The sequence below is a fragment of the Companilactobacillus kimchiensis genome, from assembly GCF_001438805.1.
Classification (GTDB): domain Bacteria; phylum Bacillota; class Bacilli; order Lactobacillales; family Lactobacillaceae; genus Companilactobacillus; species Companilactobacillus kimchiensis.
Genome location: NZ_JQCF01000004.1, coordinates 38,166 through 63,344, shown reverse-complemented (window position 1 = coordinate 63,344; position 25,179 = coordinate 38,166). Strand labels below are relative to the sequence as shown.

25 protein-coding genes are annotated in these 25,179 nt (G+C 35.8%); 20 read left to right on the top strand and 5 right to left on the bottom strand.

The features are described 5' to 3' along the window. Nucleotides 1-49: 49 nt before the first annotated feature. The 3 genes from clpX (at nucleotide 50) to IV57_RS03360 (ending at nucleotide 2,843) form a co-directional block, all read left to right on the top strand. Nucleotides 50-1,297, top strand: coding sequence for an ATP-dependent Clp protease ATP-binding subunit ClpX (gene clpX / locus IV57_RS03370; RefSeq protein WP_057880087.1), 1,248 nt, complete (start codon nucleotides 50-52; stop codon nucleotides 1,295-1,297). A gap of 52 nt (nucleotides 1,298-1,349) precedes the next feature. After that, nucleotides 1,350-1,934 carry a ribosome biogenesis GTP-binding protein YihA/YsxC gene (gene yihA / locus IV57_RS03365; protein WP_057880086.1) on the top strand — a complete coding sequence of 195 codons (585 nt, stop codon included), beginning with the start codon at nucleotides 1,350-1,352 and terminating at the stop codon, nucleotides 1,932-1,934. Nucleotides 1,935-2,039: 105 nt separating this feature from the next. Then, nucleotides 2,040-2,843, top strand: coding sequence for a hypothetical protein (locus IV57_RS03360; RefSeq protein ID WP_057880085.1), 804 nt, complete (start codon nucleotides 2,040-2,042; stop codon nucleotides 2,841-2,843). A 60-nt stretch (nucleotides 2,844-2,903) separates the two neighbouring features. Here IV57_RS03360 and IV57_RS03355 read toward each other — a convergent pair whose 3' ends face one another. After that, nucleotides 2,904-3,473, bottom strand: coding sequence for a histidine phosphatase family protein (locus IV57_RS03355; RefSeq protein ID WP_057880084.1), 570 nt, complete (start codon nucleotides 3,471-3,473; stop codon nucleotides 2,904-2,906). Nucleotides 3,474-3,819: 346 nt separating this feature from the next. On the opposite strand from IV57_RS03355, the gene tyrS reads away from it, so the two are divergent. The 6 genes from tyrS to IV57_RS03325 all read left to right on the top strand — a co-directional run bounded on the left by tyrS (nucleotide 3,820) and on the right by IV57_RS03325 (nucleotide 10,001). Then, on the top strand, nucleotides 3,820-5,064 hold the full coding sequence (gene tyrS, locus IV57_RS03350; protein ID WP_057880083.1) for a tyrosine--tRNA ligase: 1,245 nt from the start codon (nucleotides 3,820-3,822) through the stop codon (nucleotides 5,062-5,064). 267 nt (nucleotides 5,065-5,331) lie between these two features. Then, entirely contained in the window at nucleotides 5,332-6,279 is a 948-nt protein-coding gene (locus IV57_RS03345) for an aspartate carbamoyltransferase catalytic subunit (protein ID WP_057880082.1), read from the top strand. Next, nucleotides 6,239-7,510 carry a dihydroorotase gene (locus IV57_RS03340; protein WP_057880081.1) on the top strand — a complete coding sequence of 424 codons (1,272 nt, stop codon included), beginning with the start codon at nucleotides 6,239-6,241 and terminating at the stop codon, nucleotides 7,508-7,510. Before IV57_RS03345 ends, IV57_RS03340 begins: the two co-directional genes overlap by 41 nt. Nucleotides 7,511-7,525: 15 nt before the next feature. Then, complete coding sequence (gene pyrF, locus IV57_RS03335; protein WP_057880080.1) at nucleotides 7,526-8,218, top strand: orotidine-5'-phosphate decarboxylase; 693 nt, start codon at nucleotides 7,526-7,528, stop codon at nucleotides 8,216-8,218. Next, nucleotides 8,218-8,856, top strand: coding sequence for an orotate phosphoribosyltransferase (gene pyrE, locus IV57_RS03330; RefSeq protein WP_057880079.1), 639 nt, complete (start codon nucleotides 8,218-8,220; stop codon nucleotides 8,854-8,856). The genes pyrF and pyrE overlap by 1 nt, the downstream gene beginning before the upstream one ends. After that, nucleotides 8,856-10,001, top strand: coding sequence for a quinone-dependent dihydroorotate dehydrogenase (locus IV57_RS03325; protein WP_057880078.1), 1,146 nt, complete (start codon nucleotides 8,856-8,858; stop codon nucleotides 9,999-10,001). Before pyrE ends, IV57_RS03325 begins: the two co-directional genes overlap by 1 nt. 193 nt (nucleotides 10,002-10,194) lie before the next feature. On the opposite strand, the gene IV57_RS03320 is transcribed toward IV57_RS03325, so the two are convergent. From IV57_RS03320 to IV57_RS03310, 3 genes are all read right to left on the bottom strand, one after another. Further along, nucleotides 10,195-10,566 (bottom strand): hypothetical protein, encoded by a 372-nt coding sequence (locus IV57_RS03320; RefSeq protein WP_057880077.1) that lies wholly within the window; start codon nucleotides 10,564-10,566, stop codon nucleotides 10,195-10,197. A gap of 189 nt (nucleotides 10,567-10,755) precedes the next feature. After that, nucleotides 10,756-12,345: an L-lactate permease gene (locus tag IV57_RS03315; RefSeq protein ID WP_057880076.1), complete on the bottom strand. Its 1,590-nt coding sequence runs from the start codon at nucleotides 12,343-12,345 to the stop codon at nucleotides 10,756-10,758. Nucleotides 12,346-12,460: 115 nt separating this feature from the next. Then, nucleotides 12,461-12,724 carry a hypothetical protein gene (locus IV57_RS03310; RefSeq protein WP_057880075.1) on the bottom strand — a complete coding sequence of 88 codons (264 nt, stop codon included), beginning with the start codon at nucleotides 12,722-12,724 and terminating at the stop codon, nucleotides 12,461-12,463. A 135-nt stretch (nucleotides 12,725-12,859) separates the two neighbouring features. Here IV57_RS03310 and IV57_RS03305 point away from each other — a divergent pair, with 135 nt between their 5' ends. From IV57_RS03305 to IV57_RS03295, 3 genes are all read left to right on the top strand, one after another. Further along, nucleotides 12,860-13,357: an acyl-CoA thioesterase gene (locus IV57_RS03305; RefSeq protein ID WP_057880074.1), complete on the top strand. Its 498-nt coding sequence runs from the start codon at nucleotides 12,860-12,862 to the stop codon at nucleotides 13,355-13,357. Between the two features lie 170 nt (nucleotides 13,358-13,527). Then, complete coding sequence (locus IV57_RS03300; protein ID WP_057880073.1) at nucleotides 13,528-13,878, top strand: PadR family transcriptional regulator; 351 nt, start codon at nucleotides 13,528-13,530, stop codon at nucleotides 13,876-13,878. After that, nucleotides 13,871-15,214, top strand: a complete 1,344-nt coding sequence (locus tag IV57_RS03295; RefSeq protein WP_057880072.1) for a DUF4097 family beta strand repeat-containing protein — start codon at nucleotides 13,871-13,873, stop codon at nucleotides 15,212-15,214. The genes IV57_RS03300 and IV57_RS03295 overlap by 8 nt, the downstream gene beginning before the upstream one ends. A gap of 39 nt (nucleotides 15,215-15,253) precedes the next feature. Here IV57_RS03295 and IV57_RS03290 read toward each other — a convergent pair whose 3' ends face one another. Next, nucleotides 15,254-15,796 (bottom strand): hypothetical protein, encoded by a 543-nt coding sequence (locus tag IV57_RS03290; RefSeq protein ID WP_057880071.1) that lies wholly within the window; start codon nucleotides 15,794-15,796, stop codon nucleotides 15,254-15,256. A 166-nt stretch (nucleotides 15,797-15,962) separates the two neighbouring features. Between IV57_RS03290 and IV57_RS03285 the strand changes: the two genes are divergently transcribed. The 8 genes from IV57_RS03285 (at nucleotide 15,963) to IV57_RS03250 (ending at nucleotide 25,130) form a co-directional block, all read left to right on the top strand. After that, on the top strand, nucleotides 15,963-17,468 hold the full coding sequence (locus tag IV57_RS03285) for a YfcC family protein (RefSeq protein WP_057880070.1): 1,506 nt from the start codon (nucleotides 15,963-15,965) through the stop codon (nucleotides 17,466-17,468). 29 nt (nucleotides 17,469-17,497) lie between these two features. Then, complete coding sequence (locus IV57_RS03280; protein ID WP_057880069.1) at nucleotides 17,498-18,832, top strand: M20 family metallopeptidase; 1,335 nt, start codon at nucleotides 17,498-17,500, stop codon at nucleotides 18,830-18,832. A gap of 171 nt (nucleotides 18,833-19,003) precedes the next feature. Next, the gene (aroA, locus tag IV57_RS03275; protein ID WP_057880068.1) at nucleotides 19,004-20,308 is read left to right on the top strand and encodes a 3-phosphoshikimate 1-carboxyvinyltransferase; all 1,305 of its coding nucleotides are present in this window, start codon (nucleotides 19,004-19,006) and stop codon (nucleotides 20,306-20,308) included. An 80-nt stretch (nucleotides 20,309-20,388) separates the two neighbouring features. After that, entirely contained in the window at nucleotides 20,389-21,210 is an 822-nt protein-coding gene (locus IV57_RS12945) for a Cof-type HAD-IIB family hydrolase (RefSeq protein WP_083488876.1), read from the top strand. A 234-nt stretch (nucleotides 21,211-21,444) separates the two neighbouring features. Next, complete coding sequence (locus IV57_RS03265) at nucleotides 21,445-21,753, top strand: PTS sugar transporter subunit IIB (protein ID WP_057880067.1); 309 nt, start codon at nucleotides 21,445-21,447, stop codon at nucleotides 21,751-21,753. Between the two features lie 101 nt (nucleotides 21,754-21,854). After that, nucleotides 21,855-22,190, top strand: a complete 336-nt coding sequence (locus IV57_RS03260; RefSeq protein WP_057880066.1) for a PTS lactose/cellobiose transporter subunit IIA — start codon at nucleotides 21,855-21,857, stop codon at nucleotides 22,188-22,190. Nucleotides 22,191-22,196: 6 nt separating this feature from the next. Next, the gene (locus IV57_RS03255) at nucleotides 22,197-23,642 is read left to right on the top strand and encodes a 6-phospho-beta-glucosidase (protein ID WP_057880065.1); all 1,446 of its coding nucleotides are present in this window, start codon (nucleotides 22,197-22,199) and stop codon (nucleotides 23,640-23,642) included. 30 nt (nucleotides 23,643-23,672) lie between these two features. Continuing rightward, complete coding sequence (locus IV57_RS03250) at nucleotides 23,673-25,130, top strand: 6-phospho-beta-glucosidase (protein WP_057880064.1); 1,458 nt, start codon at nucleotides 23,673-23,675, stop codon at nucleotides 25,128-25,130. Nucleotides 25,131-25,179 lie beyond the last annotated feature (49 nt).

Sequence of the window (25,179 nt, the reverse complement as noted above, 5' to 3'; positions counted from 1 at the left end):
ACAATGCTAGACTTTCAAAGTATTGGAACTATTGAAGGAGAAATTGCATATGTTTGATAGTACAGAAAATACTGGCACAATTAGCTGTTCATTTTGTGGTAAGACACAAGATCAAGTTAAAAAGATAGTTGCCGGACCCGGTGTCTATATTTGTAATGAATGTATAGATTTATGCAAAGAAATAATAGACGAAGAACTAAATGAAGCTACACCATTAGATTTAGATAATATTCCTACACCTATTGATATCAAGAAAATTCTTGATGATTATGTAATCGGTCAAACTGATGCTAAACGAGCTTTGTCAGTGGCTGTTTATAATCACTATAAGAGAATTAATAAAATGGAACATCTTAAAGATGGCGAGACTGAATTGCAAAAGAGTAATATTGCCTTAATTGGACCTACTGGTTCAGGTAAGACTTTCTTAGCTCAAACGTTAGCTCGTATTCTAAAAGTTCCATTTGCGATTGCTGATGCCACAACACTTACAGAAGCTGGTTATGTTGGGGAAGATGTTGAGAACATCTTATTGAAGCTTTTGCAAAACGCTGATTTTGATGTTGATAAAGCCGAACATGGAATTGTTTATATCGATGAAATTGATAAGATTGCTAAAAAGAGTGAAAATGTTTCAATCACACGTGATGTTTCTGGTGAAGGTGTCCAACAAGCACTTTTGAAGATTCTTGAAGGTACCATTGCCAGCGTGCCACCACAGGGTGGGAGAAAACATCCTCAGCAAGAGCTTATTCAAATCGATACAACTAATATCTTATTTATTGTCGGTGGTGCTTTTGATGGTATCGAACAAATTGTTAAAAATCGTTTAGGCGATAAGACAATTGGTTTTGGTGCCGAACAAAAAGTAACGATTGCGGAAGAAAAGAGTTTGATGCAACAAATCATTCCTGAAGATTTGATGAAGTTTGGTATTATTCCAGAATTTATCGGTCGTATTCCAATCGTAACAGCCCTTGAGAAGCTAACTGAAGATGACTTGGTTAATATCCTTACTAAGCCTAAAAATGCCTTGATCAAGCAATATAAGGAATTATTAGAGCTTGATGGTGTTAACTTACTCTTTACCGATGGTGCACTTAAAGAAATTGCCAGATTATCGATTGAACGTGATACTGGTGCCCGTGGTTTGAGATCAATCGTTGAGGAAACTATGTTGAATACAATGTTTGATATTCCTGGTCGCGATGATGTCGAGAGTGTTAAAGTTACTAAAGATGCTGTTAGAAAAGTTAAAGAACCTGAATTGATTCTTAAAAATGGAGAGGTTGCCTAGTAGGCAACTTTTTTTATTTTTCTATGGTAAAATTATTTCATTGAGGTGAATTATGCAAGTAAATAATGTATCAATGAATTTAAGTGCTGTTAGTTCAAAACAGTATCCAGGCGAAGGATACCCTGAGATTGCTCTTTTAGGCCGTTCTAACGTCGGTAAATCATCTTTGATTAATACACTTATAAATCGTAAAAGTTTTGCTAGAACGTCAAGTACGCCCGGTAAAACCCAAACTCTTAACTTTTATAATATTGAAGACCTATTATATCTAGTTGATGTTCCTGGTTATGGCTTTGCCAAGGTTTCTAAGAAACAACGTGAAGAATTTGGAGTCATGATCGAAGAATATCTAACAACGCGTCAACCATTGCGTGGAGTAGTTATTTTAGTTGATGGTCGTCATACACCTAGTGAAGATGATATTTCGATGTATCAATTTGTTAGTTATTATCATATTCCAACTTTGATTGTTCCTACTAAAATGGATAAAATCAAAGGCAATCAATGGAATAAAACAGTAAATGCAGTTAAGAAATCCATGGGTATTAATCAGACTGACGATTTACAATTATTTAGTGCTGAAACTAAATATGGTAAAGAAGAAGTTTGGACTTGGATCGAAGATCATATGAAATAAAAAAATACAGTGTGGGATAAAGACATCTTTCACTGTATTTTTTGTTTTTTTCGATTTTTCTTTGTTATGGTAGAAGTAACAAAAATGTTTTAGGGGGAGATTTATTTGAAAAAACTTACATCGATTTTATTAAGTGGTTTATTTATTTCAGGAATGGTATTTAGCGGTGGAATGACAACAACCGCTACGAATATTATGGCTGCTGATACTTCAACGACTACAGACCAGGCTGATCAGGTTACCAATACGGTAGTTTTTAAAGACTTATACGGTAAAACAGTTGGATCTGGGAAGGTAATGGGTAACGCTGTTGGAGACGCAATTGATTTAAAGATGCTTGACTCGATTAAACCAAAAGATTCTTATGTTTATCTAGAAACACCACTTTTTTTTAAGGCCGATGGCAGTAGTCAAAGTGTCACTGACTATCCAGAAGGAATGAATCACTTTTATGGTGTTGTCAGAATCAATGATAAAACTGAACACAGTTTTGGAGCTCCATTTTATCCCTTTGCGGGTGTTGATAACCTTGAGTTTGCTCCAACAAACTATGGATTGCCAAATGGAACTGAATGGAAAGTTTTTGAAATTTCGGTTGTAGACGATAATGATTATTATTATCGAGTAGATAATACCGATTGGATCAGTGCCAAAGATATGACTCTGATTTCAACTACACCAATTACTGCGGATAATTCAATGCGGAAGTCTGACCGAAGTATTATAACGACTAAAAATCATATTGCATTTTTAACTAATCTAGACGGTAAACAGGTTTATGATCGAGCTTTAGCTCCTAATACACCTTGGTATACTGACAAAATGGCCCTAATTAATGGAGTTAAAATGTACCGTGTTTCTACAAATGAATGGGTTAAAGAAAGTGATTTAACTTATAAAGTAGCTTAATCCATTGAGATAAAAGAAAAAATCGATAACAATATTAAATATTATTATCGACTTTTCTTTTTATACGTTAATTAATTTTTCGAAAATAAATTTATTATTCTCAAAACTAAACTTTAAAATACTGCAATTGGTAAAACCGCCGTCTCGTAATTTTTGCATATCAGTCCAAAGATCAGAGAACATCATGCAAGCACCAGCATGGCTAACTGCTAAAACGGTACTATTGTCCTGATTCATGATTTCTAACAGGGTTTTATTGACACGTTGTTGTGCAGCCAGGTTATCTTCGCCACCAAATTGGACATAATAATCACCAAAATGTTTTTTAGGATCATCCTTGGGATGTAAATATTCCTGTTCGCCTTCAAAAGCGCCAAAGGAAAGCTCTCTGAGCCCTTTTAAACGTGTATATGGCAGATTAGTGACAAGTTCCAACGTATCGCTAGAACGTTCTGCTGTTGAACAATAGGCAGCATCAAAATCAATCTCATTGTCGTTAAAATATTTTTTGGCGGCTTGAGCTTGTTTGATACCAGTTTCAGTCAATGGTGAATCACACCAGCCTTGAATTTTGTGTTGAACATTAAATAACGTTTGACCGTGACGCATTAAATAAAGTGTTTTTTTCATAGTTTCCCCCTCAAAAGAAAGCAATTACATTATACAATAATCAATGTCTTTTCAAAAAAATCCTTGATAAATAATCAAGCTCTGTGTATCATCATACCTATAAATAGATTTTAGTTTTAATTTAAGTAGTAATTTACTTCAGTGTTCAGAGAATTGACGGTTGGTGGGAGTCAAGCAGGGTAAATTATCAAATACTAGACTGAAATTCGTGTCCTACGTTATTAGGAGTAAAGAGCAAGTCAATTGACTTGAATTTGGGTGGTACCGCGCAAATAGCGTCCCTGCATAACTGCAGGGGCGCTTTTTTTATTCCCATGACTAAGGATAACCATTAGGAGGAAAATTTATGAATATTATCGACGAACTAGCATGGCGTGGTTTGATCAATCAACAATCAGACGAAGAAGGTTTACGTGATTTAGTTGATTCAAAGGATATTTCCCTATATTGCGGAATGGATCCAACTGGAGATTCAATGCATATCGGACACTTGTTGCCTTTTATGACTTTGGAAAGATTTGGTAAGTTTGGTCACCATCCATACATTGTTATTGGTGGAGCGACTGGTTCAATTGGTGATCCCAGTGGTAAAAAGGCTGAACGTCCTATGCAAACAATGGACCAAGTTAATCACAATGTAAAAGCTTTGAGTGATCAAGCTAACAAAGTCTTTACCGGTTTCACAATGGTCAACAACTATGACTGGACAGAACCAATTGGTATCCTAGACTTTCTTCGTGATTACGGTAAATTATTCAATGTTAATACCATGCTTAACAAGGAAATTATTTCTAGTCGTCTAGAAGCTGGTATTTCCTTCACTGAATTTACTTACCAAATTTTACAATCATTAGATTTCCTAACTCTTTACCGCGAACACAACGTGCAATTACAAGTTGGTGGTGGTGATCAATGGGGTAACTTAACTGCCGGTCTTGATTTGATCCACAAGGCTGAAGGGTCAGATGCTAAAGTTTATGCATTAACAATTCCTTTATTATTAAAATCTGATGGTACTAAGTTTGGTAAAACAGCTGGTGGTGCTGTTTGGCTTGATCCTAAAAAGACTTCACCATATGAATTTTACCAATTCTGGTTTAACCAAGATGACAAAGATGTCGTTAACTTGTTGAAGAAATTCACGTTCCTTTCTAAAGAAGAAATCGACAAGTTAGAAGACTCAGTTAAGACAGCTCCTGAAAAACGTCTAGCACAAAAAACTTTGGCACAAGAAGTTACAACCTTTGTCCATGGTAAAGAAGCTTTACAAACAGCTGAAAAGATCACTGACGTACTATTCTCAGGTGAAATTCAAGAATTGACAACTGCTGAAGTTGCTGAAGCCTTCCATGGTGTTCCTAGTGCAGAAATCACAGCTGATTCAATCAATTTAGTTGATCTTTTGATTGCGACAAATGTTGACAAGTCGAAACGTCAAGCTCGTGAAGATATTCAAAATGGAGCCATCAGAATCAACGGTGAAAAATTAACTGATACAACCATTGAGATTGCTCCAAAAGATTCATTTGACGGTAAATATATTGTTATTCGTCGTGGTAAAAAGAAGTATTTCTTGGCTATAATTAAATAAAACTATTGACTGAAAACGTTAAATCGGATATATTATTTGCAACGAAAACTTTTAAACAAGTCCTGTGAGGCTTGGAAGGTTACTTACACATTTAACAACCAAAGTGTAAACTTCCTCTCCTTGTGGGTAGGAAGTTTTTTGTTTACTTAAGAAAAAATCAGGGAACTTTTAAATAGATCCGGCGAGGTCTAAAAGGTTGATTGGGATAATACCAAACTTTTAGGGGTAGCCGGATAAGGGCTATCCCTTTTAATTTGGAGGAAAACAATGAAAAACATACTTTCTATGTCACAACTATCAAACCAAGAGGTCTATGACTTAATAGACTCAGCTCTGGAGTTTAAGGCTGGCAAAAAATCGGTGATCGGTCAAAATAAATTTGCCATCAATCTTTTTTTTGAGAATAGTACAAGAACTAAATCAAGCTTCCAAGTCGCTGAAATGAAATTAGGGATGAACGAAATTGAATTTGAAGCTGCAACATCATCAACTACTAAAGGTGAAAGTTTATATGACACGGTCAAAACTGAAGAAAGTATTGGCGCTTCAGTAGCTGTCATTCGCCATAGCCAAGATAAATATTATGAAGATTTAGTTAACAATCATGATTTAAAAATCCATATCATCAACGGTGGCGATGGAACTGGTCAACATCCTTCCCAATCACTTTTAGACTTGATGACGATTTATGAACACTTCGGTAGCTTTGAAGGTTTAAAAATAGGAATTATCGGTGATCTTAGTCATTCTCGAGTGGCCCATTCAAATGCGGAAATTTTGACTCGATTAGGTGCTCAAATGTACTTCGGTGGTCTGGATGCATGGTATACACCTGAATTTGCTCAAATGGGACCACATATGAACGTTGATGATCTTTGTAAAGAGATGGACGTAGTTATGTTATTAAGAGTTCAACACGAGCGTTTATCAGCTGAAGAAAACAAAAACTTCTCGAAAGATGATTATTTTGCTAAATATGGTTTAAATATGGATCGAGTTAATTTGATGAAAGATGATGCTATGATCATGCACCCGGCACCAGTCAATCGTGGAGCTGAAATTGGTGATGATGTGGTTGAATGTTGTAAATCATATATTTTCCCTCAAATGTCAAATGGAGTTTACATGAGAATGGCAATGATCGAAGCTGTTTTGGAAGGAGATAACTCTGGCAATGAAATTACTGATAAAAAACGCCAAGCTATTTTACGCTAATAAATTAATTAATTGTGATGTTTTAATTGAAGATGGTAAATTTACTAAAATTGCCGAACATATCTTAGTTTCAGATGCCCAGGTGGTTGACGCCAAATTCAATTTGGTTACGCCAGGATTAGTAGACGTCCATGTTCATTTCAGAGAACCAGGACAAGTTCATAAAGAAACTATCAAAACAGGGACTGAGGCCTCTGCGCATGGAGGATTCACCACGGTTGGTGCCATGCCTAATGTGACTCCAGTACCAGATAATGCTGAAAAATTTTTGCAACAAATTAAGTTGAATCAAGCTAATTCAGTGATCAATACTTTACAATATGCGCCAGTTACATTAGACGAAACTAGTGATCAATTAGTAGATATCGAAAAACTAGCCAAACTAGGAGCCTTTGCCTTTTCAAACGATGGACATGGGATTATGAATGCCCAATCGATGTTTATGGCGATGGCAAGAATTGCGGCTATTGGTAGTCATTTAGCGGCTCATGTTGAAGATAAGAATCTCTTTAATAAAGGGGTAATCAACTTTGGTTCTGCCTCACAACGACTAGGATTACCAGGGATTCAACAAGTTGCCGAAACTTCACAATTAGCTAGAGATTTAGTATTAGCAAAAGAAACTGGCGTTCATTATCACGTCTGCCATATCTCAACTAAGGATGGCGTAGAACTGGTTAGAATGGCTAAGGATGCAGGAATTAACGTTACTTGTGAAGCTTCACCACACCATTTATTGTTGAGTGACCAAGATATTTTAACTGATGATGCGAATTTCAAAATGAATCCACCATTAAGATCAGAAACAGATAGACGAGCTTTGATAGCTGGTTTGCAAGATGGCACGATTGATATGATTGCCACAGATCATGCGCCACATGCCGAATCAGAAAAGAATCAAGGCTTTGCTAAAAGTGCTTTTGGAATTACTGGAATTGAAACATCATTTCCACTGATGTATACGAAATTAGTTAAGACTGGCATCATTAGTTTAGAAGAACTCTTAGCTTTAATGACTGAAAATCCGGCTAAAATTTTCGATTTAAAACAAGCTGGTGTAATTAAACTAGGTCAACCAGCTGATTTTACGATTATAAATCTAGATGATGAATACGAGATCAAACAAACCGATTTTATTTCTAAAGGTACCAACAGTCCATTTATTGGTGACAAAGTATTTGGAGAAACTGTACAGACATATGTTAACGGAGAATGTGTTTATTCAAAATAAAGGGTAGGGGTAAAGATGAACAAACCAGTAATAGTAGCGCTAGATTTTGCAGATGACTTTGAATGTATCAATTTTTTGAATCAGTTTCCGAAAGATGAGAAATTGTTTTTGAAGATTGGCTTGGAAATGTTCTGTCAATTTGGATATCCATTTGTTAAAAGTCTCAGAGATCGTGGTTATAATTTTTTCTTGGATTTGAAACTACACGATATTCCCAATACGGTTAAAAGAACCTGTGAAATGATTGCTAAATGGGATGTTCAAATGTTAACAGTCCATGCTAGTGGTGGTGCTGAGATGATTGCGGCTGCCAAGGCTGGATTAGATGGATCAGTTACTAAATTATTGGCTGTGACGCAACTGACATCCTTAGGACAAACTGAATTAGCCCATGAATTGCAAGTTCCTTTAAAGTCACAAGATTATGTGACACATCTAGCAAAATTAGCCTATGATAATGGCGCCGACGGAGTAATTTCATCAGCTCTGGAAGTTCCAATGATCAAAGAAGTTACTAGTTCTGATTTTCTCTGTGTAACCCCAGGTATTAGACCCAAGTCAGCTCAAGTTGGTGATCAAAAACGTGTTGCTACACCAGCTCAGGCAAGAAGTTTAGGCAGTGATGGTATCGTTGTTGGTCGTCCAATAACTCAAGCTTCAAATGGTTATCAAGCGTACATGAATATTTGCGAGGAGTGGAATAAATAATGGATAAAAAAGCAGTTGCCGATAATATAGCAGGTCAATTATTAAAAATTAAGGCGGTCACACTCAGTCCCAAAGAGCCTTTTACTTGGGCCAGTGGTATTAAGTCACCGATTTATACCGATAATCGTTTAACGATTGCTTATCCAGATTTTCGCCAAACAATTGCCCATGATTTGGCTGATTTAATTATGGAAAAATATCCTGAGGTTGAAGTAATCGGAGGAGTGGCTACGGCTGGAATTCCTCACGCTACTGGGGTTTCTAATATTTTGAATTTACCACTGAATTATGTACGCCCTCAAAAAAAGGATCATGGTAAGAAAAGCCAAATTGAAGGTCGCTGTCAAAAGGGTGACAAAGTTGTTTTGATTGATGACTTAATTTCAACTGGTGGCAGTATTTTAAAGGCTGTCAAAGCGATTCGAGAAGAGGGTGGAGAAGTTATCGGAACGGTTGCCATTTTCTCCTATGACCTCCCAGAAAGTACGAAGAACTTTGCCGATGCGAAGACTCAATTATTTACTTTGACTGACTATCCAACTATGATCAAAGTTGCTCAACAAGAATCTTATGTTGAAGAAAGTGACATGGAATTGTTGCAACAATGGTATCAAGCGCCAGAAAGTTGGGGTAAATAATGGACTTATATAAAATTGTTCGTCCGGCTATCTTTAAAATTGATCCTGAAGTCGATCATCATTTAGTGGCAGCTGGTTTAAAAATGTTTAATAAAACACCACAAGTTTTAAGGACAATGTTTTTAACTAAAAAAAGAGCTGATCTCAAAGTAACTGTTAAAGGGGTAACCTTTGATTCACCTATTGGGATTGCGGCTGGATTTGATAAAAAAGCTGAATTTTACAATAGCTTAGGTGCTTTAGGAGCTGGTTTCGTTGAAATTGGTAGCATTACTAAGAATGAACAACCTGGAAATGAAAAAAAACGGATTTTTCGTTTGCCTGAAGATAAGGCCATTATCAATCGTATGGGTTTGAATAATTTGGGTGTTGAAACAACCAGAAAACATCTGGCTAATACTCCTAAGCATGTCAAAATTGGTATCAGTGTCGCCCCTGGACATGGTTTGAATAGTGAAGAAATGATTGATGAAATGGTGGCTGATATTAAAGAAATTCATTCATTTGGCGATTATATTGCCTTGAACCAAAGCTGCCCCAATCAAAAGGGCGTTACCACTTTACAAGAGGCTCCAGTTGCAAAACGTTTATTAGAAAAAATTCATAACTTACATATTAAGGAACCAGTTTTTTGCAAATTTGGGAATGACATCACACCTGAACAATTGATTGAATTATTGAAGGAAACTGCTGGTTTAATGGATGGGGTTATTTTAACTAATACTGCCTCAAATCCAAGTTCTGTACACGATAACTTAAAATCAGAACATCGAATTGAAGGTGGTGGTCTCAGCGGTAAGCCAATCTTCAAGAAGTCATTGAGTTTAACTAAGAGTATTCGAGAAAATTTTCCTGATTTGCCAATTATGTTTTCAGGTGGGGTTTTTACTCCAGAAGATGCCAAGGCGGCTTTAGTTGCTGGCGCCAATCTAATCCAAGTTTATACAGGTTTTATCTATAATGGACCAATGTTTTTGGAAAAAATCAATCAATATTTATCTGCCGAACAAGTTAATTTAAGCTATTCGGCTGCAATTGCGGACGCTCCAGTAAGGGATAAGACTAATATTAAAATCACCGATATTGATGAAACAAAAAAAATTGAATTAGATGCCAATTCAGGCGCCTCATTTCATGCTGAATAGGCTGCCAGCTAAGCCATTGTGAAGTTTGATGGCTTATTTTTTTGTCCTTTTTTAGAAAGCGTTGCCTTTCATAGCTTGATATTTCAAGTTTACTAATATTGGGTTGTAGTATTATAGCGGTGTTATCAGTCAACACTGAGTCATAAAAAGTAAAAAGGATCACTCCAGTCTACCGAGTGATCCTTTTACTTTTTTATGATTTAACAGTTTTTAATTGATCAATACTGCTCTGAATTTGTTTTTTTTGATCATCGTTTAGTTCATTGTTGTCACCAATAGTATCCAAAATATCATCACCCAATTCAATAATCGTAATAATTTTGCTATTAGTAGCTAGAACTGAGTAAATGGAAATAAATTGTTGTAATTCTTTATAATTGATTGAATTTTGAATCTTTCCTTGATTTAAAAGTGCACTAGCAGTACCAATGATAACTTGTTTAGCACGTTGATTTTTTTCCCTATTGGCCTTTCTTTGTTGGTAATAAGGTAAGAAAAGAGCAACGGAAACAGCTAGTAATTCACCGCAACCTTCAACCCATTCAGCAAGTGAACCGATTTCCATGAGATTACCTCCCTGAAGCATTAGTATATGCATGAATAATAACATTTATTTTTATCAAGCTATCCTAATATGCATTAGAGAATTTAATAATGGGACTTGGGTTCAAGTAAAAAAATCACCCTTATCAACCATTAGATACAACTGTGAAAACTAGGGATGGCATCAATGACCAGAGGATTCATTTTTTGGTTACATGAATAAAGTAAAGATGAATCCAACGATACCAACTAATAACCCATATAACAGTGCTGGTAGGACTGTTTTTCTAAGAATATTTCCCTCTTGACCAGAGAGTCCAACTACAGAACTAACAGAAACAATGTTATGAACACAAATCATATTACCAGCGGCAGCACCAATCAATTGTGCAGCTAGAACAAGTTCTTTGTTGACCTGAGCATTAGTCGCAATATCTGCTTGAATCTGACCAAAGGTCAAAGTGGAAACGGTGGTACTTCCAGTAACAAATGAACCTAATTGACCCAAGAAAGGAGCAATGATGATCCAGATTGATGATAAATATTTGGAAATGATTTGAGCAATATAGACGGGCATACTAGGTAATTTTGCTAGATTTAATTCTGAATTGGTAAAGATTTGGACCATGATCAATGTAACAATTAAAGCTAAAGCAGTTGATTTCATTGAAAAGACAACTTTTTTAGCAGTTGGAAGAAAACTCTTCAAAGTCTTGGCTTGAATCAATAATCCAAAGAGGACGGCGATGGTTAACAATGTTCCCGGTGAGTAGAGAAATTCCCAATCCGAATTAATTTGAGCGAAACCTAAAATGTTTTTCCAAGACAGATTAATATTATTAACTAAAAAATTCTTTAATGGCATGATTGTACGAGTCGCCAGCAGTAATAAGATAACAAAGATATAAGGTGCCCAGGCTGTTAACAAAGACATTGAATTAGTCGTAGTTTTAATTTCTTTGGTGGAAGTAGTCCAGGGATGTTCAAAAACAGTTTTTGGTAGAAGAAATTTTAATTTAATAGTTATAATAGCAATAATTATAGTGATAAATGGTGCTAGAATCGAAACAAATTCATAACTGATAGTGAAGGATATCAATAAAGCTGACAGACTATAAACAATTCCAATGAAAAGTGTCCAGGGTACTAAAACAAGCCAGTCCTTTAGATTATGACCATCTTTTTTACCAAAGAGAAAAGTCAGCATGAAGATTAGGATCAGCGGCATAAAAACACCTGAGAAAAGATCGAGCTGGGTGATTTGACGACCGATGGCATTGAGAAAATCGGCTTTTTCACTGACGTTACTTAATCCAACGGTCAAAGGGGTTCCAACGGCACCAAAGGAAGCAGGCGTTGAATCGGCTACCAGTGCTAAGGTAACAGCGGCCATTGGTGAAAATCCTAAAGCAATCATTAAAGGGGCAGTAACCATAGCAGGCGTTCCGAATCCAGAAACACCTTCAATTAAACCGCCAAAAAGGAAAGCCACTAAGATGACCTGTAAACGCATATCTGCCGATAGTGAATGAAAGCCAGAATTGATACGATCAATTGCCCTGGTATGTTGTAACATGTTGAGCATCATTAGAGCTCCAAATAGAATCCATAGGATTGGTAATGATTTATGAATTGATTGAAAAATTGAAGCTAAGAGGACCTTAAAGGGCATTTTCCAAATGAAAAATCCCTCTAATAAAACAATTAATGCACTGATCGACATCCCTTTGGTTGCCGGCATATTGAGAATGCCTAGTAAAATCAAGGGTAAAATAACAGCGGAAAGTGCAATTATAATCATAGAATAACTTCCTTTTTAAAGTAATTTCATTCATTATATAATGTTTCGCAAGCGGTTGCTAATGACAGCCTATCTAGAAGCAATAAAAAACGAAACTGATAAATATCAATTTCGCTTAGAGCATCTTTAAAGGACCACCATCAATCCCTTTAGTTACAGTGACATCGATAGGGTCGATCTCAGTGTTATCGATTAGGATTTTATCTAAGTGTCTTTTGAAATCATCTTCAGCCAATTGTGATTTGACGTGCCAAGCTGAAAAGTCACCGTTAGCAGTAACGTCACCTAGTTCAGCAATAGTTTTGATGGTTTTAGGATCGACAAGATTTTTTGAAGTTATATCGATAAAATAATTTGTGTACCAAAGTAGAAAAGCCATATTATTCCTCCAGAGATGTATTACTTCTATAATAATATAGTTTTAACAATTTTAATTGATTTAGTAGTTATATTTGATTAAAAAATAATTGCTAAATAATATTTCAAAAAGTTACAATTACTTGAGAGGTAAATTATGGGACAAAAAACATGTCAACAAACACGAACTGTCAGTGAAAGAATTATTTTTGATGGTGATTTAAATGATAAACAAACTCTTTTTGGTGGTAAAACACTCAGTTTACTGGATGAAAATGCTGGATTAGCCAGTTTTAAATTAGTCCATGCCAAAATTGCAACAGTTGGATATGATCATATTAATTTCTGGCGTCCCATTACGACGGATAAGTATATTAAGATGGAATCGTTTGTGACAGGTGTTAGCGACCGCCAAATTGAGGTCTTTACTAAGATCATCAGTCACGATTTAAAAACAGACGTGACGGAAATTGCTTTTACTAGTTTTTGTACGTTGATGACTTTGCGTTCAGCTGGCCAGATTGAATTGCCTAAAATTTTTCCTGAAACAGATGAAGAAAAGTATCTTTGTGCAGGTTTTGATGAACGTCTGAGACAACGGCAACAGGATTACTTACAAAAAGATGAATTTATGAGTCATTTGACCATGGACTAAAGAATAGAACAAGCCTTCTGGCGTTATGGTAAACAAGCTGCAGTGATCGTTTTTTAGATTACTGTATTTTTTTGTTTCTTACAATAAAATACTTACTTGAAACAATTACTTTGACACACACAGTAATTGGTGATAAATTATCATTATAGAAATGAAGGTAGGTAAGAACAATGAAACCATTAATTTCGAAGGATATTATTCGAGGCCATACCACAACCATCGTATTAAATATTCTGAATCAAGGCGATAGTTATGGTTATGAGATTGCCAAGATGGTTAAGGAATTAAGCCATGAGGCTTATGAACTGAATGAAGCTACACTTTATACAGTTTTCAGACGATTAGAAAAGAATGGTGATATTTCCAGTTATTGGGGTGATGAAAGCCAAGGTGGCCGCCGCAAGTATTATCAAATAACCACTCAAGGAAAAACAACCTTGGCTGAGAATATTAAAGCCTGGGATTTTGCTAAAGGTGTGATCGACAATTTGATTTTAGGAAGGATCGAGAATCATGAATGAGTTGTTAAATAAATTAATTGATGAAAAATTAACTAAAATATTCGCTGATTATCCGGATACCAAAGATTTACAAGAATTAAAAGAAGAATTATCATCCGATTTGGTTGCTTCGGCCGAGGATAAATTGACTGAAGAAGTTACAGAGTCTGAGGCAGTAACACAAGCTTTCAAAGAATTTGGTGATATTGATGAGGTTATCAATCAAGTTCTAAATGAAACTAAAACTGATTCAGAGAACCAATATCATAAGACAATTCACGAACATAATATTGATATTGACCAAGATAGCATTCGAATCGATAATGGCAAGGTTTTGGATATTAACGATAGTGGTATTACTGTCAATAATGGTAAGACGATGCGGATCGATGAGAATGGGGTTAAATTAGGCAATATGGTCATTAATGAAGATGGAATTAATTTTAATGGTCCTAAAAAAAGTTCCTTTGATCATTTTAATGCCAACTTTGATGATGACAATTATGAAACTGAAGTTCACGTTGAATCATTACCAATGACTGATGTTAATGAATTCAAGACTGATGAAGTTAATAAAATCGATATTGCTTATCAAGACGCAACGGTCAAAATTTTACCAACAGCGGGTGATAAAATTATTATTCGTGAGTTTATGTCTCGTTCCAATCCTGATTACCAAGTTAAAACTGAGTTAATTAATGGAACTTTAACAATTATTCAGGGACGGATACCACACTTTTTACCACTAAGAGTAAAAGTACAAATCATGATACCAAATGATTTTGCTGGGAATATTAGGATCAATAATCGTAGTGGTAATTTACAGATGATGGATCTAAAAAATTTGAAAGATGTTTTGATCAATGTTCGCAGTGGGTTGATTTATACTCACAATATTGAATTGGATCATTTATTGATCAATGCTAATTCCGGTAAAGTAACGTTGGAAGATGTGAATGCCAAAGATGAATTAACTTTAGAGTCTAGAAGCGGTGTTGTCAGATTGGATAATGTTTTCAGTTCCAATTACAATATTTCAGCTAGAAGCGGAACCATTAAGGGAATTGATCTGGGTGGTGCTGGAAAGGTTTGGGCAAAATCGGGTATTATTAAAATTGATTTTGCTAAAATAATTGGTGATATTTCGGTTGAAAATAATAGTGGAACTGTTAAGTTGTCGATGCCAACTAGTGATTCGTATGATTTTGACCTAGAGGCAAGAAGTGGAACAGTCAAAATTAGTAATGTGGCAACCTTTAAGCATGATGTTCAGGGTTTGAAAGAAGGTACAGTTGGTAATGACCCTCAATATAATCTGACAGTTCATGCTAAGTCAGGAACAATTAAAGTCAATTAAAAAAGCTAAGATGAAAATTAAAATTTCATCTTAGCTTTTTTAATTGATTTTTTGGTCTAAAACTTTTAAGACGTTACTTAAACGGTACAGGGTGTTTTTTGAATCATGCAGCTGATCAAATGACAGGTCCAAATAAATGTCACTTTTGTTTAATTCGAGTTTTAGCAGAAATGGTTTTCTAGCCCAAGGAAAATATGACTGTTTAGCGGGTTTAATAGTTAAGATATCGGACAGTGAATAGGTAGTTTCACGTTCGATAACCTGAAAGCTTTTAATTTGTGAAAAGCTGATAAATTGGAAGTCCACACTATTAGGAAACAAAATTAATTTTAACTTATCCCGATAGGAGTTCATTTTATAATACGAAATTCCATGGTTTTCTAATTGCCAATGTCCAAAAAGTGTTCGTAAATTGATAGGAAAATAAACGCAAAGTAATAAAAATAAAACACTTAAAAATGATAATATCGAAATTTTGATGTTGGTGATGAACCCTAATGCACCAGCGATAAAACTCAAAATCAAACTGATGGTTATTGGACGATGATTGATCCTTTTTCCGAACTCAATTGTATCAGTCATTCTAATGTCTCCTTTTTAAATCTAATAATATTGTAATATTCTGTAAACGTTTACACAACCGCTGTTGTAAGGAAATTTATTTAAAAATATTTCTTTGGAAACCATTGTAATAGTTTATTTTATCGTATATCCTGAAACTATATTATAAATATAGGAGGGTTGATTCATGGGAAAAAAGGCAAAAAAATGGCAAATGCCATCAGCTTATACAATTTTGTTTTTCCTCATAATTCTAGTTGCAATTTTAACTTGGATTATACCCGCAGGTCAGTATGCTACCACTAAGGCGGGAAATATTATAGCAGGTACATACAAAGCCCGAACAAGCAGTCCTCAGGGTATTTGGGATGTTTTCATGGCACCAATCAACGGGATGGTTGGTACTGATGTAACTGAAGGTTCTATTTCAGTTTCATTATTCATTTTAGTTATCGGTGGGTTCTTAGGAGTTGTCAATAAAACTAAGGCTTTAGATGACGGAATTAGTTCTACAGTTCAAAAGTATAAGGGTAAGGAAAAAGCCCTTATTCCAATTTTAATGATATTATTTGCTATCGGTGGATCTACTTACGGAATGGGTGAAGAAACAATTGCCTTTTACCCAATTTTGATTCCCGTTATGATCAGTGTTGGTTATGACTCGATCACGGCGATTTCTTTAGCTTTGATTGGTTCACAAGTAGGGTGTTTAGCTTCAACAGTTAACCCCTTTGCAACAGGTGTTGCTTCACAGACAATCAATATTTCGCCTGGTGATGGTTTGATTCCAAGATTTATTTTGTTGATTATTGTAACTGGCATCAGTATTGCTTATGTAATGCACTATGCTGATAAAGTTAAAAAAGATCCATCACAATCATATGTCTTTGAACGTCGTCAAAAAGATCTAAAAGAATTTTCAATGGCCGAAAGAACTATCGGTGAAAAATTAACTAAGAAACAAAAGAGTGTACTTTGGCTTTTTGGTTTAACTTTCGTAGTTATGATCACTAGTTTGATTCCTTGGTCAAGTTTGAATCCTAACTGGACTTTCTTTGACGGTTTTACTAAGTGGCTAACTCATGTGCCATTCTTAGGTGCCTTGATTGGTAAGGATATTGCACCACTTGGTACATGGTACTTTACTGAAATCACAACTTTGTTCTTTATGATGTCAGTAGTTATTATGTTTGTCTTTGGTATGAAAGAATCAGAATATATTGATGCCTTTTTAGGTGGTATGACTGAGTTCTTGAGTGTTGCTATTATCGTTGCAGTTGCTCGTGGTATTCAAGTTATCATGAACAATGGTTACATCACAGCAACAGTTCTCCACGCTGGTGAAAATGGACTTCAAAATCTTTCAGCGGGCGTCTTCATTGTTTTGACTTATATCTTCTATATTCCAATGTCATTCTTGATTCCATCAACTTCTGGCTTAGCTGCTGCTACGATGGGAATCATGGGACCACTCGGTAAGTTTTCTGGTGTTGATGGTTCACTGGTTATTACGGCCTATCAATCAGCTTCTGGTTTAGTTAACTTGGTCACACCAACTTCCGGTATCGTTATGGGTGCCTTAGCAATTGGACACGTTGATATTGTTAAATGGTGGAAGTACATGTGGAAACTGGTCGCGATATTGTTCGTGGTCATTGCAGTATTCTTAGTTATCTGTTCAATGTTTAAATAGTTTTTAAATATTTCTGGAGGGATTTTACAATGGAAAAGTTTATTACTGACAAGATTCAAGACGAGGCTATTAAGGATTTAGGTGAATTAGTAGGGATTGCTTCTTATAACGGACCAGCAGAACCTAAGGCACCATTTGGTAAGGGTCCTAAAGCTGCTCTTGATAAGGCAATGGAATTAGCAACTAACTTGGGTTTCAAAACTCATGAGGATCCAGACGGTTATTATGGTTATGCTGATATTGGTGAAGGCAAAGAAACCTTCGGTATCGTTGGTCATTTGGATGAAGTTCCAGCAGGTAACATCGATGACTGGACCGTTGATCCATATAAATTGACTATCAAGGATGATAAATTATTTGGTCGTGGAACCCAAGATGATAAGGGACCTACAATTGCCGCTATCTATGCCATCAAAGCTATTCTAGACAAAGGTTACAAATTCAATAAGAAGATTCGTGTGATCTTTGGAACCGATGAAGAAATCTTGTGGAGATGTTTGGCTGAATATAACAAGAAGGAAGACCCAATTGACTTGGGGATTGCTCCTGATGCTGAATTTCCATTGATCTATGCTGAAAAAGGATTACAACAATCATATTTAACTGGTCCTGGTTCAACTGAATTGAATCTGGATTTAGAAAATGCTTTTAACGCGGTACCTGGCAAGGCAGTTTACAATGGTCCTAAACAAGCCGAAGTTCTAGCTGCATTGAAAAAATATGATTTTGCTGCTGATCAAAAAGATGGTGAAATCGAAGTTCACGGAAAATCAGTTCATGCTATGAATGCTCCTGAAGGAACTAATGCTGTGGTTAGATTAGCAATGGCTTTAGCTGATGTTTTCCCTGATATCAAGGTTCTACAATTTTTGAGGGCATTTGGTGAGGATGCTAATGCTACTAATCTTTTAGGTGATGTTTCTGATGAAGTTTCCGGTAAATTAACTTTCAATATTTCTAGTTTGAAGATCACTCCAGAAGAATCAAGAATGCAAATTGATATGCGTATTCCTGTTAAAATCGATCATGATCAATTGATTAAGCAAGTTTCAGACGCCGTTGGAAAATATGGTATGAAGTATGAGAACTTTGACTATGTAGCCCCATTGTATGTTCCAACTGACAGTGAATTAGTTAAGACCTTGATGCAGACATATCAAGATCTAACTGGTGATACAGAGTCTAAACCAGCTATTTCTGGTGGCGCAACTTTTGCTAGAACTATGCATAACTGTGTAGCTTTTGGTGGGATGTTACCAACAACTCCAGACTTCATGCATCAAGCTAATGAAAATTGGAGCAAGGCTGATATGTTGAAAGCTATGGAAATTTTTGCTGAAGCAATTTATCGACTATGCGTTTAAAAATTCCAATAATTGATAAAAGTAGGGCGAAAGCTCTATTTTTTTTATTCTCAAGACTAAAAATTTGTTTTATATTTAGAAATTCGGTAGCGTAGCAGTAAGAAGACAATTAGAACATATTTATAAAATTATAAATGAACAGTTTATTAATATATTTGAGGTGTAATAACAATGTTTGATTATAATACGCAACCACATAAATTTAAATTTCAGGGTGAGATCAATGTTCCCGGGGATAAAAGTATTGCTCATCGGGCTATAGCATTGGGTGCTTTGGCTGATGGAGTCACACAGATCAGTAATTTCACTTACGCTGATGATCTAGCAGTTACTGCTAAGGTCTTTAAAGAATTAGGCGCAAAAATTCATACTGAGATTAGTAATAAAGATATGATTATCAAAGGTGTCGATCATCAATTACAAGAATTAGATCATCCACTCGATGTTGCTAATGTTGGGACATTAGAGAGCTTATTGTTGGGTGTTTTGGCAAGTAGTACCAATCAATATGAAGTTATTGGTGGAAATTATTTGAGTAAACGTCCGAGTGATCGATTAGTAAAGCTCTTAAGTGGTATGGGAGCTAATTATCAATCATTGACAGAACAATTCTTGCCAATGAAAGTTACTGGTAGTAGTGATTTACAGGGAATCGTCTATCACCAAGATATATCAAGTGCCCAGATCAAGAGTAGCTTAGTTTTGGCGGGGATTTATGCTAAAACTGACACAACAATTATTCGCAAATTACCAACAAGAAATCATACCGAAGTTTTGGCAAATTATTTTGGCGCAGATGTGACAATCAAACCGGATCTTATTGTAGTCCATCCTGGACACAGTAAATTAACTGGACAAAATTTAACTATTCCAGGTGATTTTTCGTCGGCAGCCTTTTACATTGCGGGTGCTTTGTTAACTAAGGGTAGTAAATTGGTCTTACCAAAAGTAGGCTTGAATTCAACCCGGATCGGTCTATTAAATGTGGCCAAGCAAATGGGAGCTAATATTTACGTTGATAATCGTTCCGTTAAAAGTGTTGAACCATTTGGTGACTTGATCATCAAATCCCAGCAGTTACATGGAACTAAGATCACTTCTAAGCAGGTTCAATTTATTATTGACGAAATACCTTTGATTGCCCTTATGGCATCTCAGGCTAGTGGTCAGACTATAATTGAGGGTGTTCATGATGTTCATCTACAATTAAGTGATCGCATTCGAAATATGCGTGTCGAGTTGGCTAAGTTAGGGATTGTGATGCAGGTCAATGATGATTCGATTGTAATTGATGGTGATCAAAAAATTACGGTCAAAGATACAGTTGATAGTCATAATGATCATCGGATTGCGATGATGCTTTGTATTGCATCCATTTTGACGGATCAACCCTTTAAAATTAAGAATATTGAAGCTATTGATACATCGTATCCAGGATTTATTGCTGACTTAAATAAAGTCCTTGTCGCTGACTAATTGCGAAAGGGACTTCTTTTTTTTAGAACAGTGTCGTATGATAAATGTAAATCGGATTCATGTAAGGGGTTACTTTATTAATGATTGAGTTTATAGGAACTGACTTAGACGGAACGTTGTTGAATAGTTACAGCAAAATATCTTCAAAAAACACCCAAGCGATTCGCAATGCAGTCAATTCCGGAATGACTTTTGCAATCTGTTCGGGGAGAACGTTACATTCAGTTAATAAATTTTTTGAAAATGATTTAAAAATACCAGGATATCGTGTAGTTTTGAATGGTGCTGTAGTGGTTGATCCTCAGGGGAAACGAATCATCGATCGGCCACTTGATCATAAAATTGTCGAGGAAATCTTGAAACGAACAGAATTCGACAAATTTAAAGTGGTTTTAGATGGATTAAACGATGTACATATATTTGATCCCAATCATAGTTGGACAACTTATTTTGAAGGTATGAGTCGACATCATATTAAGGCTCAATCGATTAGTGATTTGGTCAAACTGAATAATAAGGATAGTTTTGATGTTTATAAGGTTTGTTTCAGTTGTTCACCAGATAAATTGCAAGAATTACAAAAACGTTTGGAGTCATTAACGGCATTACCGGTGACTATCAGTCGTTCTGGTAGTTATTATTTTGAAATCAATGGGCAGGATGTTACTAAGCTGTCGGCTTTGCAAAAAATTTCAGCTTATGAAAAAATTCCAATGACTAATTTTATGTGTTTTGGTGATTATGGTAATGACCTTGACATGATCAAAGAGGTTGGTTACGGTGTGGCCATGGAAAATGCTATTGATAGTGTTAAGGATGTCGCCTGGAGAGTTACCACCACTAATAATAAAGATGGTGTAGCTAAGATGATTCAGCAGGTTTTGGACAAAGATTTAGATTAGAAGGTGCAAATTATTTGCAGGCTTCTTTTTTTTGACTTTTTTTGATATTAGTAACAAATAACTAAAAATTAGAAATTATGAGGGAAAATGTTATTAATATTTGTTTTTTGTTAAAAACATCTTGATAAAATTTGGAAGTCGTTATACAATCTAATTGTTCTATGAAAGCGTTTTTAGTAAACGTTTTAAACAAAAAACAAATAAATAATTTTAAATCAAGAGGGGTATTCGATTATGGCTGAAAAGACAATTATGTTATGTTGTGCTGCAGGTATGTCAACAAGTTTACTAGTATCAAAAATGCAAAAGGCTGCTGAAAGTGATGGCATTGACGCAGAAATCTTTGCTACTGCTGCTGCAGATGCAGATGCAAAACTAGAAGAAAAACATCCTGATGTATTAATGCTTGGACCTCAAGTTAGATATCTTGAGGGTCAATTCAAAGGCAAGTTGAGTATTCCTGTTGAAGTAATCAACATGCAAGATTACGGTATGATGAATGGTGAAAAGGTTCTACAAGAAGCCATTAAATTAATCGGTTAATCATTATTATTTAATAAAAAACTAACAAAAGGGGCGCAAATTAGCACCCCTTTCGTTATTTAAAAAGCAAGTAAGCGCTTTAAAATTGAGGAGAAATTAAGATGGCTGAAGAAGAACACGACGTACAATTAGAAACAATTATGGGATTGATCATTAACGGGGGTAACGCTAAGAGTTCAGCTTTTGAAGCTATCGCTGCTGCTAAAAAAGGTCACTTTACAGTTGCTGATCAAAAATTAAAGGAAGCCGACAAATTTTTAGTTGATGCTCATAACTCACAAACAGGTATGTTAACTAAAGAAGCAAACGGTGATCATGCTAAAGTTACATTGCTAATGGTCCACTCACAAGATCACATCATGAATGCTATTACATTCAGAGATCTTGCTGGTGAAATTGTTGATCTATATAAGAGACTTGATAAAGAAGGAGAATAAATCTCAATGAGTGAAGGAATTCAAATGCCCAAAGGTTTCCTTTGGGGTGGCGCTGTCGCAGCTCATCAATTAGAGGGTGGCTGGAATGAAGACGGCAAAGGTGTAAGTATTGCTGATGTCATGACTGCCGGTGCTAAGGGCGTTGCGCGTAAAGTTACAGATGGTGTCAAGGATGGAGAAATTTATCCTAATCATTGGGGTAATGACTTCTATCACAAATATCCTGAAGATATTAAATTGTTTGCTGAATTAGGCTTGAAATGTTTCAGAACCTCAATTGCCTGGACAAGAATTTTTCCTAATGGCGATGAGACTGAACCTAACGAAGCTGGTTTGAAATTCTATGATGATATGTTTGATGAATGTCTCAAATATGGAATTGAACCAGTAATTACGTTGTCACATTTCGAAATGCCATATCACTTAGTTAAGGAATATGGTGGTTGGAGCAATCGTAAGATGATTGAATTTTTCGATCATTTTGCTGAGGTTTGTTTCAAACGTTATAAGGGTAAAGTTAAGTATTGGATGACCTTCAATGAAATCAATAACCAAGCTGATTGGCGTGATCCACATCCGTTGTTACAAAATTCAGGTTTGCAATTAGGCAAAGATGATAACTGGGAAAAAGAAATGTTCCAAGCTGCACATTATGAATTTGTTGCCAGTGCACGGGCAGTTCAAATGGCCCACAAGATTGACCCTGAAATGCAGGTCGGTTCAATGATCGCTATGTGCCCTATTTACCCATTAACTTCTAAACCCGCTGATATCATGAAGGCTGAACGTGCCATGCAATATCGTTACTACTTTGGTGACGTACAAGCACTTGGCTTCTATCCTGAATGGATCGAAAAGTATTTCGACCGTAAGGGTTATAACCTTGATATTACTGCTGCTGATTTAGCTACTTTGAAAGCTGGAACAGTTGATTATGTTGGTTTCAGTTACTATATGTCATTTACAACTAAGGCCCATGATGGGGAAACTCATTTTGACTATGATGAACATGAAGATCTTGTTTCTAATCCTTACGTTGAGAAATCAGACTGGGGTTGGCAAATTGACCCAGTTGGACTTCGCTATTCAATGAACTGGATGACAACTCGCTGGCACAAACCACTATTCATCGTTGAAAATGGTTTTGGCGCTTACGATAAGGTTGAAGCTGATGGTAGTATCCATGATCCATACCGTATTTCATATTTCCATGATCATATTTTGGAAATGGAAAAGGCTGTTAAAGAAGACGGAGTTCAATTGATCGGTTACACACCTTGGGGTCATATTGATTTGATCTCAGCAAGTACCGGTGAAATGAAGAAACGTTACGGTATGATTTATGTTGACCAAGATGACGAAGGCAATGGAACATTAAAACGTTCCAAGAAGGATTCATTTAATTGGTATAAAAAAGTTATTGCCTCAAATGGTAAAGACTTAGAACAATAAGACATATATAAGTGGAAGAGAGATTTTTATATGACTGAAACAACAAAAAGTGGTTTAAGAAAAGACTTCCTATGGGGAGGCGCTGTTGCGGCCAACCAACTTGAGGGTGCTTGGAATGTAGACGGCAAGGGTGTCAGTGTATCAGATATTATGACTGCTGGTGCTTATCAAAAGAATCGTGAAATTACTGACGGTATTGTTGCCGGTAAAAATTATCCTAATCATGAAGCAATTGATTTTTATCACCAATATAAAGGTGATATTAAATTATTTGCTGAAATGGGCTTCAAGTGTTTTAGAACTTCTATTGCCTGGACAAGAATTTTTCCTAATGGTGATGAAGAAGAACCTAACGAAGCTGGTTTGAAATTTTATGATGATATGTTTGACGAATGTTTGAAATATGGTATCGAACCTGTAATTACGTTGTCACATTTTGAAATGCCATATCATTTAATTGAAGAATACGGTGGCTGGCGCAATCGTAAGGTCATTGACTTCTTTGTTAAATTTGCAACTGTTTGTTTCAAACGTTACGAAAACAAAGTTAAGTATTGGATGACTTTCAACGAGATCAACAATCAAGTAACCTTTACGAATGACTTTTCAATCTCAACTGATTCTGGCTTGATTTTTAGAGATAACGAATCAGAAACAGAACGTGAAGCTTTGATGTATCAGGCTTCACACTATGAAGTTGTTGCTAGTGCTTTAGCAGTTAAGATTGGTCACAAGATCAATCCTGACTTTGAAATTGGTAATATGGTCAACTTCACACCTGTATATCCAGCTTCATCAGATCCTCGTGATATTTTGTTAGCCGAAAAGGCTATGCAAAGACGTTACTGGTGGGCTGATGTGCAAGCTCTTGGTGAATATCCAGTTGGTATGGAAGCATACTTTAAGAATCATGATTTTAGACCAGATATTACTGAAGAGGATCGGGTTGTTTTACGCGAGGGAACTGTTGATTATGTAGGATTCAGTTACTATAACTCTATGACTGTTAAATACAGTGATGATAATCCTGAATTCAAATTTGTTGGTGATCGTGAAACAGTTAAGAATCCTAATCTTAAATATAATGATTGGGGCTGGCCCGTTGATCCTATTGGCTTACGTTATTCAATGAACTGGTTGACAGAACATTATCACAAGCCAGTTATGATCGTTGAAAATGGTTTCGGTGCCTATGACAAGGTTGAAACAGATGGCAGTGTCCATGATGATTATCGTGTTGATTATCTCCGTGCTCATGTTCAACAAATGATTACGGCAGTTAATGAAGATGGTGTAGATCTTTTAGGTTATACACCTTGGGGCTGTATCGATTTAGTTTCTGCTGGAACGGGACAAATGTCCAAACGTTATGGCTTTATCTATGTTGATAAAGACGATGAAGGTAACGGAACACTTAAACGTTCAAAGAAGGATTCATTCTACTGGTATCAAAAAGTAATCCGCTCAAACGGATCACAATTAGACTGAATCAATTAAAAATAGGCTGGGACAAAAGTTGATTTTTTGTCTGAGCCTA

What these genes read in the sequence shown, in the direction of transcription:
- aroA (WP_057880068.1), top strand. Translation starts at nt 19,004, where the DNA reads ATGTTTGATTATAATACGCAACCACATAAATTTAAATTTCAGGGTGAG.
- pyrF (WP_057880080.1), top strand. Translation starts at nt 7,526, where the DNA reads ATGAACAAACCAGTAATAGTAGCGCTAGATTTTGCAGATGACTTTGAA.
- IV57_RS03285 (WP_057880070.1), top strand. Translation starts at nt 15,963, where the DNA reads ATGGGAAAAAAGGCAAAAAAATGGCAAATGCCATCAGCTTATACAATT.
- pyrE (WP_057880079.1), top strand. Translation starts at nt 8,218, where the DNA reads ATGGATAAAAAAGCAGTTGCCGATAATATAGCAGGTCAATTATTAAAA.
- IV57_RS03305 (WP_057880074.1), top strand. Translation starts at nt 12,860, where the DNA reads ATGGGACAAAAAACATGTCAACAAACACGAACTGTCAGTGAAAGAATT.
- IV57_RS03280 (WP_057880069.1), top strand. Translation starts at nt 17,498, where the DNA reads ATGGAAAAGTTTATTACTGACAAGATTCAAGACGAGGCTATTAAGGAT.
- IV57_RS03340 (WP_057880081.1), top strand. Translation starts at nt 6,239, where the DNA reads ATGAAATTACTGATAAAAAACGCCAAGCTATTTTACGCTAATAAATTA.
- IV57_RS03260 (WP_057880066.1), top strand. Translation starts at nt 21,855, where the DNA reads ATGGCTGAAGAAGAACACGACGTACAATTAGAAACAATTATGGGATTG.
- IV57_RS03355 (WP_057880084.1), bottom strand. Translation starts at nt 3,473, where the DNA reads ATGAAAAAAACACTTTATTTAATGCGTCACGGTCAAACGTTATTTAAT.
- IV57_RS03325 (WP_057880078.1), top strand. Translation starts at nt 8,856, where the DNA reads ATGGACTTATATAAAATTGTTCGTCCGGCTATCTTTAAAATTGATCCT.
- IV57_RS12945 (WP_083488876.1), top strand. Translation starts at nt 20,389, where the DNA reads ATGATTGAGTTTATAGGAACTGACTTAGACGGAACGTTGTTGAATAGT.
- tyrS (WP_057880083.1), top strand. Translation starts at nt 3,820, where the DNA reads ATGAATATTATCGACGAACTAGCATGGCGTGGTTTGATCAATCAACAA.
- IV57_RS03310 (WP_057880075.1), bottom strand. Translation starts at nt 12,724, where the DNA reads ATGGCTTTTCTACTTTGGTACACAAATTATTTTATCGATATAACTTCA.
- IV57_RS03265 (WP_057880067.1), top strand. Translation starts at nt 21,445, where the DNA reads ATGGCTGAAAAGACAATTATGTTATGTTGTGCTGCAGGTATGTCAACA.
- IV57_RS03255 (WP_057880065.1), top strand. Translation starts at nt 22,197, where the DNA reads ATGAGTGAAGGAATTCAAATGCCCAAAGGTTTCCTTTGGGGTGGCGCT.
- IV57_RS03320 (WP_057880077.1), bottom strand. Translation starts at nt 10,566, where the DNA reads ATGGAAATCGGTTCACTTGCTGAATGGGTTGAAGGTTGCGGTGAATTA.
- yihA (WP_057880086.1), top strand. Translation starts at nt 1,350, where the DNA reads ATGCAAGTAAATAATGTATCAATGAATTTAAGTGCTGTTAGTTCAAAA.
- IV57_RS03290 (WP_057880071.1), bottom strand. Translation starts at nt 15,796, where the DNA reads ATGACTGATACAATTGAGTTCGGAAAAAGGATCAATCATCGTCCAATA.
- clpX (WP_057880087.1), top strand. Translation starts at nt 50, where the DNA reads ATGTTTGATAGTACAGAAAATACTGGCACAATTAGCTGTTCATTTTGT.
- IV57_RS03300 (WP_057880073.1), top strand. Translation starts at nt 13,528, where the DNA reads ATGAAACCATTAATTTCGAAGGATATTATTCGAGGCCATACCACAACC.
- IV57_RS03295 (WP_057880072.1), top strand. Translation starts at nt 13,871, where the DNA reads ATGAATGAGTTGTTAAATAAATTAATTGATGAAAAATTAACTAAAATA.
- IV57_RS03315 (WP_057880076.1), bottom strand. Translation starts at nt 12,345, where the DNA reads ATGATTATAATTGCACTTTCCGCTGTTATTTTACCCTTGATTTTACTA.
- IV57_RS03345 (WP_057880082.1), top strand. Translation starts at nt 5,332, where the DNA reads ATGAAAAACATACTTTCTATGTCACAACTATCAAACCAAGAGGTCTAT.
- IV57_RS03250 (WP_057880064.1), top strand. Translation starts at nt 23,673, where the DNA reads ATGACTGAAACAACAAAAAGTGGTTTAAGAAAAGACTTCCTATGGGGA.